The 14,272-nt window shown below is 44.1% G+C and carries 14 protein-coding genes and 1 riboswitch; of the genes, 9 read left to right on the top strand and 5 right to left on the bottom strand.

Going from position 1 to position 14,272, the window contains the following annotated elements; all coding sequences use genetic code 11:
* Positions 1 to 40 precede the first annotated feature (40 nt).
* From KHM83_RS14550 to KHM83_RS14530, 5 genes are read right to left on the bottom strand one after another with little or no spacing between them, the layout of a single operon-like run.
* Complete coding sequence (locus KHM83_RS14550; RefSeq protein ID WP_213237762.1) at positions 41 to 1,141, bottom strand: NADH:ubiquinone reductase (Na(+)-transporting) subunit F; 1,101 nt, start codon at positions 1,139 to 1,141, stop codon at positions 41 to 43.
* 9 nt (positions 1,142 to 1,150) lie between these two features.
* Complete coding sequence (locus KHM83_RS14545; protein ID WP_246543126.1) at positions 1,151 to 1,741, bottom strand: NADH:ubiquinone reductase (Na(+)-transporting) subunit E; 591 nt, start codon at positions 1,739 to 1,741, stop codon at positions 1,151 to 1,153.
* Positions 1,738 to 2,355, bottom strand: a complete 618-nt coding sequence (gene rsxE / locus KHM83_RS14540) for an electron transport complex subunit RsxE (RefSeq protein ID WP_213237761.1) — start codon at positions 2,353 to 2,355, stop codon at positions 1,738 to 1,740. The genes KHM83_RS14545 and rsxE overlap by 4 nt, the downstream gene beginning before the upstream one ends.
* Positions 2,348 to 2,953, bottom strand: a complete 606-nt coding sequence (locus tag KHM83_RS14535) for an FMN-binding protein (protein WP_213237760.1) — start codon at positions 2,951 to 2,953, stop codon at positions 2,348 to 2,350. Before KHM83_RS14535 ends, rsxE begins: the two co-directional genes overlap by 8 nt.
* Positions 2,946 to 3,896 carry an RnfABCDGE type electron transport complex subunit D gene (locus KHM83_RS14530; protein ID WP_213237759.1) on the bottom strand — a complete coding sequence of 317 codons (951 nt, stop codon included), beginning with the start codon at positions 3,894 to 3,896 and terminating at the stop codon, positions 2,946 to 2,948. The genes KHM83_RS14535 and KHM83_RS14530 overlap by 8 nt, the downstream gene beginning before the upstream one ends.
* A 263-nt stretch (positions 3,897 to 4,159) precedes the next feature.
* Here KHM83_RS14530 and KHM83_RS14525 point away from each other — a divergent pair, with 263 nt between their 5' ends.
* From KHM83_RS14525 to KHM83_RS14485, 9 genes are all read left to right on the top strand, one after another.
* Complete coding sequence (locus KHM83_RS14525) at positions 4,160 to 4,825, top strand: hypothetical protein (protein WP_213237758.1); 666 nt, start codon at positions 4,160 to 4,162, stop codon at positions 4,823 to 4,825.
* Between the two features lie 50 nt (positions 4,826 to 4,875).
* Positions 4,876 to 6,102 (top strand): aldo/keto reductase, encoded by a 1,227-nt coding sequence (locus tag KHM83_RS14520; protein WP_213237757.1) that lies wholly within the window; start codon positions 4,876 to 4,878, stop codon positions 6,100 to 6,102.
* A 122-nt stretch (positions 6,103 to 6,224) separates the two neighbouring features.
* Complete coding sequence (locus tag KHM83_RS14515) at positions 6,225 to 7,211, top strand: FUSC family protein (protein WP_213237756.1); 987 nt, start codon at positions 6,225 to 6,227, stop codon at positions 7,209 to 7,211.
* A 2-nt stretch (positions 7,212 to 7,213) separates the two neighbouring features.
* The gene (locus tag KHM83_RS14510; protein ID WP_213237755.1) at positions 7,214 to 7,690 is read left to right on the top strand and encodes a bacteriohemerythrin; all 477 of its coding nucleotides are present in this window, start codon (positions 7,214 to 7,216) and stop codon (positions 7,688 to 7,690) included.
* A complete protein-coding gene (locus tag KHM83_RS14505) occupies positions 7,687 to 8,910 on the top strand; it encodes an AlbA family DNA-binding domain-containing protein (protein ID WP_213237754.1) in 1,224 nt (407 codons plus the stop codon). The genes KHM83_RS14510 and KHM83_RS14505 overlap by 4 nt, the downstream gene beginning before the upstream one ends.
* Positions 8,911 to 9,063: 153 nt before the next feature.
* Positions 9,064 to 9,936: a prepilin peptidase gene (locus KHM83_RS14500; protein ID WP_213237753.1), complete on the top strand. Its 873-nt coding sequence runs from the start codon at positions 9,064 to 9,066 to the stop codon at positions 9,934 to 9,936.
* Between the two features lie 125 nt (positions 9,937 to 10,061).
* Positions 10,062 to 10,189: riboswitch (cyclic di-GMP riboswitch) on the top strand.
* Between the two features lie 92 nt (positions 10,190 to 10,281).
* Positions 10,282 to 11,949 (top strand): GspE/PulE family protein, encoded by a 1,668-nt coding sequence (locus KHM83_RS14495; protein ID WP_246543125.1) that lies wholly within the window; start codon positions 10,282 to 10,284, stop codon positions 11,947 to 11,949.
* Between the two features lie 17 nt (positions 11,950 to 11,966).
* A complete protein-coding gene (locus KHM83_RS14490; RefSeq protein ID WP_213237752.1) occupies positions 11,967 to 13,040 on the top strand; it encodes a type IV pilus twitching motility protein PilT in 1,074 nt (357 codons plus the stop codon).
* 10 nt (positions 13,041 to 13,050) lie between these two features.
* Positions 13,051 to 14,262 carry a type II secretion system F family protein gene (locus KHM83_RS14485; RefSeq protein ID WP_213237751.1) on the top strand — a complete coding sequence of 404 codons (1,212 nt, stop codon included), beginning with the start codon at positions 13,051 to 13,053 and terminating at the stop codon, positions 14,260 to 14,262.
* Positions 14,263 to 14,272 lie beyond the last annotated feature (10 nt).

Raw genomic sequence — 14,272 nt, 5'->3', positions numbered from 1 at the left:
GCAGTGAATGGATAGGCTTTTACGTTACACGGTTAAGATATTATTCAAATTTATCATAGTATATTTGCGCTTCGGGCATCCCCTTTTCCATTAGAATCGGCATAACTGAATCGATCATTACAGGGCTGCCGCAGAGATAGGCTTCTGACTGCTCAGCATCGACGAGGTATTTTTTGAGCAGATCTGTAACGCGGCCGACTTCGCCGTCCCAGTGACACTGTTCTGTCGGTCTGGACAGGCATGTAATGACTTCCAGTTGCGGCAAGTCTGCTTTTAAGGCTTCCAGTGTATCGAGTTCGAAGAGGTCATCCCGTGTACGCGCGCCAAAGTAAAAAGTTGCTTTGCGATTGATTTTTTCATCGCGCATGTATTTGAGAATGGAGACAATTGGCGCCATGCCAGTACCGATGGCGACGAGCACCATTGGCCGATCTGTATGCTGGTAGAAAAAGTGACCGTAGGGGCCGACCACGATGAGGTCTTCACCGGCTTTTAAATGTTCGTGGACGAATGTCGTGGCGATGCCGCCTTTCACAAAGCCGATATAGAGCTCTAAATGAGCATCGTCCAGCGGTGAAGACGCGATGGAATAGGCGCGGTAAACCTCCTCTTCATTGCCCTTGTATTTGGGTGCCAGTATCTGAACGTACTGACCGGCTTTAAAGTTTAAATGCGTTCCCTCAGGCAAGTGCAGTTTCAAATGTTTAATCGTCGGAGTGACGTCGATAAGCGCCTCGACACGATAGAGCATTTGCTGAACGCTAAAGAGTTCCTCGGGGATTTCAATGGCCATATTTTCGCGGACTTTTAACTGACACGCCAGACGAATGCCTTCCTTTCTTTCGTCAGGCGTCACATAGCCGAATTCTGTCGGCAGAATTTGACCGCCGCCCTCGATGACTTTAACCTTGCAGTAGCCGCAGCTCCCTTTGCCGCCGCACGCGGAAGGGATGAAAATTTTTTGTTCGACAAGCGCCGATAACAGTGTATCGCCGCCGTCAACCGTTAATTTTTTCTCTGAATTGATGGTAATCTCTTTTTCTCCGTAATTGGCAATGGTTTTATTGGCAATTGATAAGAGGAGGGCGAGCAGTCCCGAAATGCCGCACATGGCGGCGACTGTAATGCCAATGGTTGTCATGTGCACCTCCTATTGTATTTGAACTATGCCGGAAAAACCTAAAAATGCAAGGGCCATAATGCCGGTGATGATGAGGGTAATGCCCGGGCCTTCCAATCCCTTTGGAATGGGGGCATTTTTAATGCGCTTTCGAATGCCTGCCATTGAAACGATGGCAAGTGTCCAGCCAAGACCGGAACCGACGCCAAAGGCAAAGGATTGAAACAGGTTATACTCTCGAATAATCATAAAGAGCGAAACCCCTAAGATAGCGCAATTCACAGTGATCAGCGGCAAAAAGATCCCAAGTGAATAATAAAGCGTTTCAAAATAGCGCTCAATAATCATCTCCACAAGCTGTACAAAAGCGGCAATGACGATGATAAAAACGATAAAGCGCAGATATTCGAGCTTTAACGGCACTAGAATGCTGTAATAGACGAAATAGTTGATGACCGATGTGCAGGCGAGTACAAATGTGACGGCCTGTCCGAGACTCAGAGAGGTTTTGATTTCCCCTGAGACGGCAATAAAGGAACACATTCCCAGAAAGTTTGAAAGGATCATGTTGTTGGTAAAGATCGCCGCAAAGAAAATAATCATTGGATGGATATCGATCATGATTTAGCACCCCCTTTATCCGTATTGTCATCAAAGAAGCGGTGTGTCACCCAAATGACGATGCCGAGCATAAAGAAGGCCCCCGGCGGCATAATCATCAGTGTCCAGTTAACCCATTGTTCGCCGAGCACCTGAATGCCGAAAATAGAGCCAAACCCCAGCAATTCGCGAACAAATGCAATGGCGAGGAGAACGATGGTATAACCGAGTCCCATAATCAGACCGTCAAAGAATGAGATGAGAGGCTTGTTCTTTTGAGCAAAAGCTTCAGCCCGCCCCATGATAATGCAGTTGGTGATAATAAGACCGACATAAGGGCCGAGTGCCTTGGACATCGAAGGCCAGTAAGCTTTCAGAAAGATATCCAGTGCAATGACGTAAGCGGATATGATTAAGGTCTGAACCATCATACGAATATGTTTTGGCGTATAAAGTCTAAGGACAGAGACCGTTAAACTTGAAAAAGCGGTGACAAACATAAGGCCTACGCCCATGACAAAGGAATTCATCATGAGATTAGTGACGGCAAGCGTTGAGCAGATGCCGAGAATTTGGCGAAAAACAGGATTGTCCTTATAAATGCCTTCTTTAAATACTTTTATGAATTCACTCATTGACAATCACCGTCCTTTCAGTTGACATCAGTGTTTCCAAAAAAGTGTTCAGCATGCCTTTGACAGCATTGGATGTCAACGTCGCACCGGTAATGGCATCAACATTGCCGTTTGCCTCTGAACGATAACGAATATAGGGTGAGGTTTCTAGTGGAATACCTCTAAACTGTTCTTTAAACCAAGCTTCATCAATACGGCCGCCTAACCCCGGCGTCTCTGAATGCGAAATAAAATCAACGCCTAAGATGGTTTTAAAATCCGATGAAATGGCAATGTAGCCGTTGACGCTTCCCCATAAACCCTTGCCTGTGAAGGGAAACGTGTAGGCAGTCACTTGACCATCGGTAGCATAACGATAATAGCTGAGGTCATCCGTTGTGACCTGTTCAAAATTATCAACAAAGAATTGATGCAGTGCGGCATCGTCTGTTGCATCAATGGCATTGGCATAGAGGATGGCGCGTTCGAGTCTGAGCGATTCCTGCTCTGCGACGCGTTCTGCCGAGGCGGCATTAAGTGAAGCGAGAATCAGTGTATAAACCGCTGTGATGAGCACCATAAAAAAGACGGGATAAAGGATGCGTTTCGGTTTAGCCATGAGAGGCCTCCTTTCCGGCTTTAACAGGTACCTTTGATTTTTTGATCGCATTTACCAGTTCGTCGAGGATTGGGGCGAAGGTGTTGCCGATGAGGATGGCAAACATGACCCCGCCTGAAAACAGGGCGTATCCTCTGATGATTACCGTAACACCGCCGATGATGATGCCATAGAGCCGTTTGCCCCAGACCGTCTTCGGCGAGGAGATGGGATCAGTGGCCATAAATGTGGCGCCAAAGAGTATGCCGCCGGATAATAGGCCGTATAACGGATTGGGAACGGAGGTCGATCCCAAGAGATAAAAAGCTGTGTCAAAGACGACAAAGCTGATGATGACACTCCAGAATGTGTCTTTGGCAATGACTTTTTTCACCAGTAAAACAATGGCGATAATGATAATGGCTGCGGCACTGGTTTCGCCGATTGAGCCGGAGATATTACCGATCAGCATTTGCGGCAGTGCGGTCATTTCACCGGTTTGTCGGAAGACTGACATTGGCGTCGCCTGTGAGACAGTATCGACACTGTAGGCTAGTGCGCCGTTGAGTCCTTGCGGTAAGTGCCACTCGCCCGTCATAAAAGACGGAAAGTTGACGTAAATAAAGGCGCGTCCCACCAACGCTGGGTTAAATGGATTTTTCCCAAATCCGCCGAATACCATTTTTCCGAACAGGACGCCAAATGCGATGCCGATGCCTGAAATCCAGTAAGGCAGACTCGGCGGAAGTGTCAGCGTGTAAAGCATTGCAGTGACAACGACTGCCTCGGAGATCTTGCCAGAGGTTTTCCGAACAAATCCCCATTCGATGATTGCAGCGATAACGGTGTTGATGATGAGCAAAAAGAAGGTTCGCCACCCAAAAAAAAGAATGCCGAGTGCTTGCAGAGGTATGAGTGCGAAAATAACTTTGCGCATCAATGCTTGTTTCATGAAATATTTCAAATAATACCTCCCCCTTGATGTTAGATTTTGCAGTATATTTTGAATAAATGCATTATGATGGCAGACACAGCGGCAGAACCCTGTGCATATTGATAAAATGATCCTTATCAATACCTTAACGCATACATTTTAAATATATCCGAAACCAGCCATTTTAACCGCGTATTTACAAAAATAGGTTTTCAAGATGGAAACGAATCCAGTATACTGGTTATAGAAAGATAAATTTTTAGGGCTGTATGGTTCTGAGAATGGGGGCATTTATGATAAATGAAAAGGGGCAAAACGGGGTAAAAATGATGCAATACAACCTGCTGATGCTGATTGTGACAGCGTTCTTCTTTGATTTGACCTTTCGAAACGAAGGGAACATTGACACGGTAATTGTACTGATTCTTCAAATGACATTGATTGTGAGAATCATACTGTCAAAAGCCAAAAGCATTCAATCAAACGAAGTGATTGAAGCACTGACGGCGCAAGATGCGAATGCCTCAGAGATGGCAGGCGGCGTTTCCGGCGCTTACCGCGAACTGGTGAGAAAAATTTTCAGTCTGCAAAATGGACTCAATGGCCTTCAGCTCACCGTGGGCTATGTCATCCTATTAAAGCTCATAGGCGGCATTCTGCTCAAACAGTCACCTTTTGATGTGGCGATCCAAGGCATGACGCTGCTGTTTTTTATTGTTGCAGCCTTTATCCTTTTGCCGCTGTTGCTATGGGTGAAAAACATTGACAGCAAACGGCTGCGCAATCAAATTCAATTGGTTGTCTTTCTGCTGTTGCTCCTTTGGATTACAATGGACGGACAGGGTGCGACCCTGCCGACGTTTGGCAATATCTATCTGATGAATAACCTCTTGGCAGGTATTGACTACATGGTGGCAATTGTTATCTGCCAATACATTCAAAAATTTATGAAGGCTTAACATGACATTGCAATTTGAGTGGTGATACAATAGATTCAGTGGAGGAGACGATGCAATATCGTATTAATCAAAAAAATGGAGACAGCATTTCAATTCTAGGCTATGGCGGCATGCGCTTTCCAACGAGAGCGGGCTTTATCGACGAGCCCAAGGCAATTGAACTTTTGAAAAAAGCAGTTGAATCAGGCGTTAATTATATTGATACTGCCTATTTCTATCATGCGGGAACCAGCGAGGGATTTATTGGAAAGTTTTTGGCAATGGGGTATCGCGACAAGGTATTCATTGCGACAAAGATGCCGCCGTGGTCTGTCAATGCGAAAGAGGATTTGGATAAAATTTTTGAAGACCAGCGGCGGAAGCTTGGCGTGGACGTCATTGATTACTATTTGCTGCATGCCCTTAATGACGAGAGCTGGGAAAAATTTCTGAAATATGATACATTGGCGTTTTTAGATCGCATCAGACGTGAAGGCAAAATTAGAAATGTAGGCTTTTCATTTCACGGTGACCGGCTTACGTTCAAACGTATTGTCGATGCTTACGATTGGGACTTTTGCCAAATCCAATACAATATATTAGATGAATTTAATCAGGCGGGCAAAGAGGGTTTGCAATATGCGGCATCTAAGCAAATGGCAGTGTTTGTCATGGAACCGCTTCGCGGCGGCAGTTTGATTAAAAAAATGCCGGCAGAGGTTTTAGCGGCATATGAACAGGCTGCACCGGGGCGTACGCCGGCATCTTGGGCGCTCAAATGGCTTTGGGATCAACCGGAAGTCACCATGGTGCTCTCGGGAATGACTGAAATGGCGCATTTAGAGGAAAACTTATCAATCACACTGGATTCGACACCGAACTGCCTAAGCGATGCGGAGAAGAAAACGGTCAGTGACGTACGGCAGATTTACCTTTCAAAGCAGCGCGTTCCCTGTACGGGATGTCAGTACTGCATGCCATGTCCGTTTGGTGTCGACATTCCACGGTGTTTTGACCTTTACAATTCAAAATACCTGCTCAATCAAAAGAACATGCGCGGCTTTTACTGGCTGCAAATGGCCGGTATGAATGGAAAGCCCAGTTATGCATCGCTTTGCAGAGAATGCGGCAAGTGCCTAACACACTGTCCGCAGCAGATTGATATCCCCAACCGTTTAAAAGAAGTAACAGCGGATATGGAATCCGTATTGATGAAACCCGCGATGCGTGTGGTCGGATGGGTGCTCGGAATCCAGAAAAAATTAGCGAAGCGATCGAAAAACAGTCCTAAGCTATGATGCATAATCGGGGCGTCTTTTATCAAATAAGCAAACGGATAAAAAGTAATTGATGAATAGGGAAATTTTCCTCAATGATTTCTATAGCGTCATCATATAAAATAAAAATGGAGTTTGAAGATATGGGATGGTTGAAACATAATCCGTTTAAACTGAGCAGAGAAGCGATGTTGTTTGATTCGCCGCTCTACATCTTGAAAGCTTTTATCGGCGTTCTGTTGGCATATGTGATCTTTAGCCGACAGTCGTTTATTGGTCGCGATATGATTTCGGTGCTCTTTGGGATGATGCTGACACTGGAGCCGGTGAGTATGGCGGGTGTCCGATCGGGAATCGACCAGCTGAAAAGTACTTTACTCGGCGGTGTGATCGGTTTTGCCGTCGTATGGGCAGGTGGTGTTAATATGCTGACAGTGCCGCTCGCCGTAAGTCTAACGCTTTATATGGCACTTCGCATTCAGTGGCGGACCGTACCGGCAGTGGCAATTTTTACAGCGATCTACATGACGCAGTACATTCAGTATGATGCACTGGGTATGCCGAGCATGCCGCTAACGCTGGCACTGAGATTATCGGCGCTCTTTTCAGGTATATTGGTAGCGGTTATTGTCAATACTGTTTTTTCGCATCTTTTTTATCGGCGAATGGTGACGAAACGGCTCGTGTTCAATCTCGAACAGATCGCAATGGTGTGTCGCGATGCTGCGGCAAATGAAATCATCAGCACATTTAAAGCATTTACAAGTATTTCAGAAGATCTTTCTGTTTTGGATCATATGTTACAGGATCTAAAGCTGAGAGGGCATGAAAGTTTAAAAGGACACTACCAATCACTTATTGACGATCTGTTAAAGATGGTTCACTATATGCAGAATCTTATACTGAATCATACAGATGATGACCGGTTTTTTATAGAATGCTCTCATTGGCTGGCCGCGCTTGCGGTGTGCATGGAAGCGCATGTTCCATGTGAACAGTATGATAAGATGATGGCGCACGATACAATCATGATCAAAGGCAATGTGACAGCGGAGACGACAATCCGTGAGTTGATTAAGTTGATCGATACACAAATTAGAGAGATAAAGCAAAAAGAGAGGAGTGAATAGGTATGGAATGGACAGAAGATTTTAGTGTTGGTATTTCAGAAATTGACGATCAGCACAAACGACTATTTGAACTGATTTCAACGGCGAGTATTCTTGAGAAGCGCTGTGATGAACAAGAACTGCACGATGAAATTGTTCGGATGCTCGTTAAACTGAATTTGTATACCATATACCATTTCGAAACGGAAGAACGTATTATGGAAGCAAATGGCTATAGTGAGGCGACTCAGCATAAGCGTGAGCATCAAGCTTTCGTCAATAAGCTGGAACAAATGCATCCGGAAGCAGATGAACTCAAATCAATTGAAACACTTCATGAAATTGCCGCCTTTCTTGAAAATTGGATAAAAAATCACATTTTGAGAACCGATTTTAAGTACAAACCACTGATGGTTCAAAGGATGAAAGATGGTACGTTTGTCGCAGATCCAAAATCGGAGCCGTTTGTCTTCCCCGATGAGCTGGATGAACTATTATGAAGTCAAAAGATGTTCTGAATATTATTCGTGCCTATGAGCGTGAAAACCTGAGAAATGAACTGAAGATGGTAGAAAAATTTGTCGGCAGCGAAGGCGGTTTCAACCATAAGGAAATGGCGACGATTCTCGTCTCCTTTGCAAATCGGGAAGGCGGCAATTTAATCGTTGGCGTCAAGGATTCGGGTGAATTTGAAGGCGCTGGCATTTTTGAAAAATTCTCTGGGAACAGCAAGTCTGGGTTTGATAAATTTAAAGAACATATTGAAAATCTCTGTAAAGATATTGTTAGTCCTCAATTGCTGGTCACCATTCAACATATGCGCATTGAAGGCAATGATATTGCCATTATTGGTGTGCCAAAGCGCAAGAGCATACCGCATGCGGTTATTGCAAAGCATGAGGGAACTGCGATCAGAGCTAGAGAGTATTATATCCGCAATAATCACGGCAAGGCACTTGTCAGTGACCGTCAGCTGGAATGGCTTTTTCAGTATCGCGATGCACCTGTCGTGGAAACCAAGCATGAAATTGCCATAACCCTAACGGAAACACTCGATGCAATACCACTGCAAATGACGCCCTATGCATTCAATATTCAGCCGGAAGCCTCGCAGCGCGTTCTTGAATATTTACAGCTTTTAGACGATGCTTCAAAAGCGGTGCTTATGAAAGACCAACATTGCTTTCACTGTTTTTTAGGAGAAATCGTCGCCTACGCGATTATTCAGTCTCAAGACAGTCGTTATGACAAATACAAGGCGATGCCGTTGCCGCATGACCGCATGTGGATGAATCAATTTCTGGAGGAAAGTGCCCGCAAGATTATTCGCAAGCGCGGCAATCTCTGGTCTGTTCCCTTTGGTACATCGATCAAGGTGAAGGGCAACGGCGAATGGACACTCGTCAAGTTTGGGAACCGCTTTGCCGTTTCGACGATGATGTTGAAGCCGCGTTATCTTAAAAGTGGACTGAGTAAAGATAACCCGCTGACGGTGACGGTGCCGGTGGTTACATTTGGTTTTGATGTTTCGATACAGACGACGATGAAATTCCCTGAATTTGAAGCAGAGGGTTATGAAGCGGCAAATGCATTTATCACGGCATTATCCGATCATATACATGAGAACTGGGATATCAAATCGCATTATGATCAGATCCCGCATTTGCTCAAACTTTACGATTTAGACGCGAAGCTTGACAAACTGCTGGGGGAACAATAAGATAATACAGTATTTATAGGCAGTATTTTTTCAAAAATTTATGGTTAAGTCTTTGAGAAAAGTACCGATAATATTACTGTGTAATAACATAAGGTGCAAAAGGTGACAAAATACTACTTTTTTGTGACATTTCAATAATTAAGACTTGTGATAATGAGCGTTATTCATTATAATGGTATAAAACGCTTACATTGTAATCATTACAGATCGTTTGTCGGCTTAAGATGGGAGGCGTTTCCAACGTATTTACTCGTATTAATCCTAGGGCTGGTCATTGGCTCTTTTTTAAATGTTTGCATCTATCGAATACCAAATGGCGAGAGCATTGTCTTTCCGCCGTCAGCCTGTGGAAGCTGTAAAACACAGCTTAAGCCCTATGAGCTCATTCCGGTTTTCAGTTATCTCGTGTTAAGAGGGCGCTGTCGTACCTGTGGTGAGCGCATTGCAATCCAGTATCCTTTGGTAGAACTTGCCAATGGCATCCTTTACGTGATCGCCTATCATCAATTTGGCTTTCATTTTGAGACGCTATTTGCATTTGTGTTGATTTCGCTGATGCTGGTTATGGCATTGATTGATTTGCATACCATGATTATTCCGGATGGTATCGTGTTGTTTGGACTGATAACAGGTCTCGTTACCTCCGCTTACCATGTGTTTTACGGCAATAGTATTTACTATAGCGCAAAACCGTATAATGGGTTTATCGGGATGCTGTCTGGATCATTGATCTTACTGGCCATTGCGCTTGTAACGGACTTGATATACGGCGAGAGCGGGGGCTTAGGATTTGGTGATGTCAAGATTTTCGCGCCAATTGGTCTCTTTTTGGGCTGGCAGCTGACACTTCTGGCATTATGGCTTGCCTTTATCATTGGCGGTGTCTTTGGTGTGATCTTGCTGGTCTTTTTTAAAAAGCAGCGCAGGATGCAGATTCCCTTTGGACCATTTATTGCCATGGGGACAGTGATCAGTTTGCTTTTCGGGAAAAGTCTCATTTATGTATGGCTGTTTGGCTCTTTGTAAAAGCAATATAAATAAATATAGGACCACAGTCCTATATCGTGCGTAAAGTTTAGGTAAAATATACCTAGTAAGTAGTTTACAACCCCTTAAAAGTGGGGTATAATATAGGAAAGTTACATGAATAGCAAAGTGTTGGGCAAACTATTCGAAAGGGTAGGACGCAAAGCTAGAAGTCTAAGGTGGTAATGCTGTTTCACAAATGTTGTAGGCGTTTGATGAAATAGGTATTATTGACTACGATGGTTCTGCTGCAGTTTCGACTGCAGCATTTTTTATTTTTAAAATGAGATTATTAAGAAAGACTTACGGTATAATTGTCATTAGGACATGATATAGGAGTATATTTTGACAGATAGAAAAAGATTGGGCGACATTCTCATCGATTCAGGTGATATCACAAGTGATCAGCTTCAGGATGCCATACAATATCAGAAAGAACATTTTTTAAAACTTGGCGAAGCGTTGGTAAAGCTTAATTATGTTACGAAAGAGCAGATTGCTAAAACGCTGTCTATCCAGTTTAAACTGCCGTTGATTGACCTCATGGATACGAATGTTGACCGCAGCGTCGCAAAACTGATACCGCAAAATGTCGCAAAAAAATACAATGTTATGCCGTTCGGCATGGAAGATGGTGTTGTCTGTATGGCCATTTCAAATCCGTTCGACTTACATGCCATTGATGATGTTCACTTTATTACAAAAAAGAGCATCAAGCCGTTTATATCAGATGAAGACAGTATCAATTGGGCAATTGATAAATACTATGTGGATGAAAGTTCACAAAAGGCCATCGAAGAGCTAAAAAAAGAATTCAGCATTCAAAGTTTTGACGATCAGCTGGATGAGGGCGATGAAATCACGAACGCGCCAACAGTACGCCTTGTAAAATCAATTATTAACCAAGCAATTGACTTAAGTGCCAGCGATATACACATCGAACCGTTTGAAAGCGAAGTATATGTACGCGTACGTGTCGATGGCGTGCTGACCAAGATAATGAATATACCGAAAACCTCTTACAGTGGTGTTTTAACGCGCTTTAAAATTTTGGCGGAAATCAATATCGCTGAACAGAGGGTGCCGCAGGATGGCAGAATTGAGACAGAAATTGACGGAAGGGCTTATGACATTCGCGTGTCAACACTTCCAACAGTATTTGGTGAAAAACTCGTATTGAGAATTCTCAATCGAGGCAATCAGCTTTTAGACCGTTCCAAGCTTGGATTTACAAAGCATGAAGACGGTTTGATTGATAAGTTTCAGCGATCGCCATATGGCATCGTACTTATTTCAGGACCGACGGGCAGCGGTAAAACGACGACGTTATACACCTTGCTCAAGGAACAAAACGACGTTTCGCAAAATGTCGTAACCGTTGAAGATCCAGTAGAGTACATGTTTGATGGCATTAATCAGGTTCAGGTAAACACAAAGGCGGGGCTCACTTTTGCAAGAGGGCTGCGCAGCATCTTAAGACAAGATCCTGACGTAATTATGATTGGTGAAATTAGAGATGAAGAAACTGCAGAAATTGCTGTAAGATCCGCAATTACTGGCCATATGGTGTTATCGACGATTCATACAAATGATGCGGCAACATCCATAACACGTCTTGTTGACATGGGCATCCCCGCTTTTTTGGTAGCAGAAGGACTTGTCGGCGTCATTGCACAGCGACTGATGCGAACACTCTGTCCGCATTGCAAGCGGCCATATGATGCCAAACCATTTGAAATGGAAGTCTTGGGGGTTGAACCGGGTACAAAGCTATTCAGTGCGAGAGGCTGTACGAGGTGCAATGATACCGGTTATCAAGGGCGTATTGCTATTCATGAAGTGCTCGAAATAACAGAGACACTAAAAAAAGCAATTATTACAGGCCAGTCTTCGGAGGAAATAAAGAACATTGCAGTTGAATCAGGGATGGCAACATTGTTTGCCAATGCAAAAGACGTTGTTTTAAGAGGAGATAGCTCCTTCGATGAAATGACAAAAACAGTATTTGTATAGCAATTGGAGGCGCCGAAATGTTGAATTTCACATTAGATGACTTGCTGGAAAAAGCAGATCAACTAAAAGTATCCGATATTCATATCACAGTAGGCACATTTCCGTGCGTACGAAAGCATAAGCACTTAATCTTCCTTGAAAACTTTGGGCGGTTAATGCAGGAAGATACGAAGGAACTTATCAAACAAGCACTAGATGAACGAAAATTTGCAGAACTTGAAACAAAGGGTGAAGCAGACTGTTCATTTTCCAGGCAGGGGCTTGGAAGGTATCGTGTTAACGCGTTTAAACAGCGTGGCACCTATGCGATGGCTATTCGTATTCAGCCGTTTGACATACCGAGTTTTGAAAGTTTGGGACTTCCAAACACGGTGAGAGAGTTTGCTGATTTACCGGGTGGATTGATATTGGTGACAGGCGTAACCGGCAGTGGCAAATCCACGACACTGGCGAGTCTGTTGGACATTATCAATGCAAACCAGAGTAAACATATCATAACAGTTGAAGATCCAATCGAATACCTCCATCGTCATAAAAAGTCCATCGTCAATCAGCGTGAAATCGGACTGGACTCCCACAGCTTTGCCACAGCACTCAGGGCGGCGCTCAGGGAAGACCCAGATGTTATACTCGTTGGCGAGATGAGGGATTTAGAGACGACGCGCATTGCCATTACAGCAGCTGAAACTGGGCATCTCGTCTTTTCGACGATGCATACGCTCGGTGCAGCGAAAACCGTTGACCGGATACTGGACATTTTCCCGCCGGAACAGCAAAATCAGATTCAAAATCAATTGGCAACCGTTATGCAGGGCGTTATCACACAGCAGCTCATTCCTAAATTGGATGACTCTGGGGTATGCGTAGCCTGTGAGGTGCTAAAAACCAATTCAGCGGTGAGCAATCTCATCAGAGAGGGGAAACCCTATCAGATCAACAGCGTATTGCAAACCAACACCATGGATGGGATGCAAACCATGAACGCAGACCTGCTGAGACTTTATCGAAATCGTATGATTTCAAGAGAGGAAGCAATTTTAAGGTCAATTGACAAAAAAGGATTACAGACACTGCTGAACAATCCTTTCTAAGAGGTGAAGCTTGGGCGTTTACAAGTATAAAGCGAAGAATTTACAAGGCAAAGTCATTGAAGGTGAAACCACGGCTGCCAATGATGCTGAACTCAAAGCCTACATTCGAGGGCAGGGGTACTTCATCGTCAGTTTTGAAGAAGCCGGAGAAAATTTTGAATTACTCAAACGATTTCAAAAAGTAAAAATCAAAGATATCACCGTCTTTTGCCGCCAATTTGCCGTTTTGTTCAATTCAGGCATAACGATTTTGGAAACCATTGAAATCTTAACGCTGCAAACGGGAAACCCAAAGCTTAAAGAAGTACTGAGAGTCGTCTATGACGACATTCGAAAGGGAAAGGTTTTATCAGAAGCACTTGATTTACACCACCAGATTTTTCCAGAGTTTCTCAGGAACATGATCAAAGTCGGTGAAGTCAGTGGTAACCTCGATGAAATTCTGAACCGGATGGCGGATTATTATGAGCGCGACAACAAAATCAAGAATAAAGTAAAGGGAGCGATGACGTATCCGATTGTACTTTTCTTTCTGATGATTGCCGTTGTCATTGTACTCTTAACCGTCGTTATTCCTATTTTCGCAGACACGCTTAGTGGCTTTGGTGCAACATTGCCGGGTATTACGCAATTTATGATCAACATGAGTGATTTTATCAAGGCGAAATTTTTGTGGATCATTGCCGTTGTTGCAGCGGGTGTCACTGCTTTTCTCAACTGGCGAAAGTCGGCGGCCGGCAGAGAAGTGCTGGATCGCCTGATGTTAAGGGTGCCGATTATCAAAGGCGTTACTGCGAAAATCATCACCGCGCGCTTTGCGCGCAGTATGTCGATTTTATTGAGAAGTGGGATTTCCATGATTGATGCAATTGAAATCATGAGTACACTGCTTGGTAATGTCGAAGTAGAAAATAGATTTACCACCTGTAGAGAGGATATTCGGAAAGGGTATGGATTATCCAAGTCAATTCAAACCGTGGGTGTTTTTCCACCGCTGCTGACGCAAATGATTGCTGTTGGTGAGCGCACCGGTGAATTGGATGATATTTTAGCAAGAACGGCAGGCTTCTTTGATGATGAAGTTGAAGAAGCCATAGGGCGGGCGACGACGATGATTGAGCCGCTCATGCTGATTTTAATGGCGGGCGTCGTCGGATCGATTCTCGTATCGGTCATGTTGCCGTTGATGAAAATTATGGAAACTACAATGGAGATGTTGTAGTCCACGATAA

The sequence above is a fragment of the Fusibacter paucivorans genome, from assembly GCF_018390735.1.
Taxonomy (GTDB): domain Bacteria; phylum Bacillota; class Clostridia; order Peptostreptococcales; family Acidaminobacteraceae; genus Fusibacter; species Fusibacter paucivorans.
This window is presented reverse-complemented; position numbering and strand designations above follow the sequence as displayed.

Bases quoted from the DNA above. Each gene is read 5' to 3' on its own strand.
- KHM83_RS14510 (WP_213237755.1), top strand. From the start codon at position 7,214: ATGGAATGGACAGAAGATTTTAGTGTTGGTATTTCAGAAATTGACGAT.
- KHM83_RS14520 (WP_213237757.1), top strand. From the start codon at position 4,876: ATGCAATATCGTATTAATCAAAAAAATGGAGACAGCATTTCAATTCTA.
- KHM83_RS14500 (WP_213237753.1), top strand. From the start codon at position 9,064: ATGAGCGTTATTCATTATAATGGTATAAAACGCTTACATTGTAATCAT.
- KHM83_RS14550 (WP_213237762.1), bottom strand. From the start codon at position 1,141: ATGACAACCATTGGCATTACAGTCGCCGCCATGTGCGGCATTTCGGGA.
- rsxE (WP_213237761.1), bottom strand. From the start codon at position 2,355: ATGAGTGAATTCATAAAAGTATTTAAAGAAGGCATTTATAAGGACAAT.
- KHM83_RS14525 (WP_213237758.1), top strand. From the start codon at position 4,160: ATGATAAATGAAAAGGGGCAAAACGGGGTAAAAATGATGCAATACAAC.
- KHM83_RS14535 (WP_213237760.1), bottom strand. From the start codon at position 2,953: ATGGCTAAACCGAAACGCATCCTTTATCCCGTCTTTTTTATGGTGCTC.
- KHM83_RS14490 (WP_213237752.1), top strand. From the start codon at position 11,967: ATGTTGAATTTCACATTAGATGACTTGCTGGAAAAAGCAGATCAACTA.
- KHM83_RS14505 (WP_213237754.1), top strand. From the start codon at position 7,687: ATGAAGTCAAAAGATGTTCTGAATATTATTCGTGCCTATGAGCGTGAA.
- KHM83_RS14545 (WP_246543126.1), bottom strand. From the start codon at position 1,741: ATGATCGATATCCATCCAATGATTATTTTCTTTGCGGCGATCTTTACC.
- KHM83_RS14515 (WP_213237756.1), top strand. From the start codon at position 6,225: ATGGGATGGTTGAAACATAATCCGTTTAAACTGAGCAGAGAAGCGATG.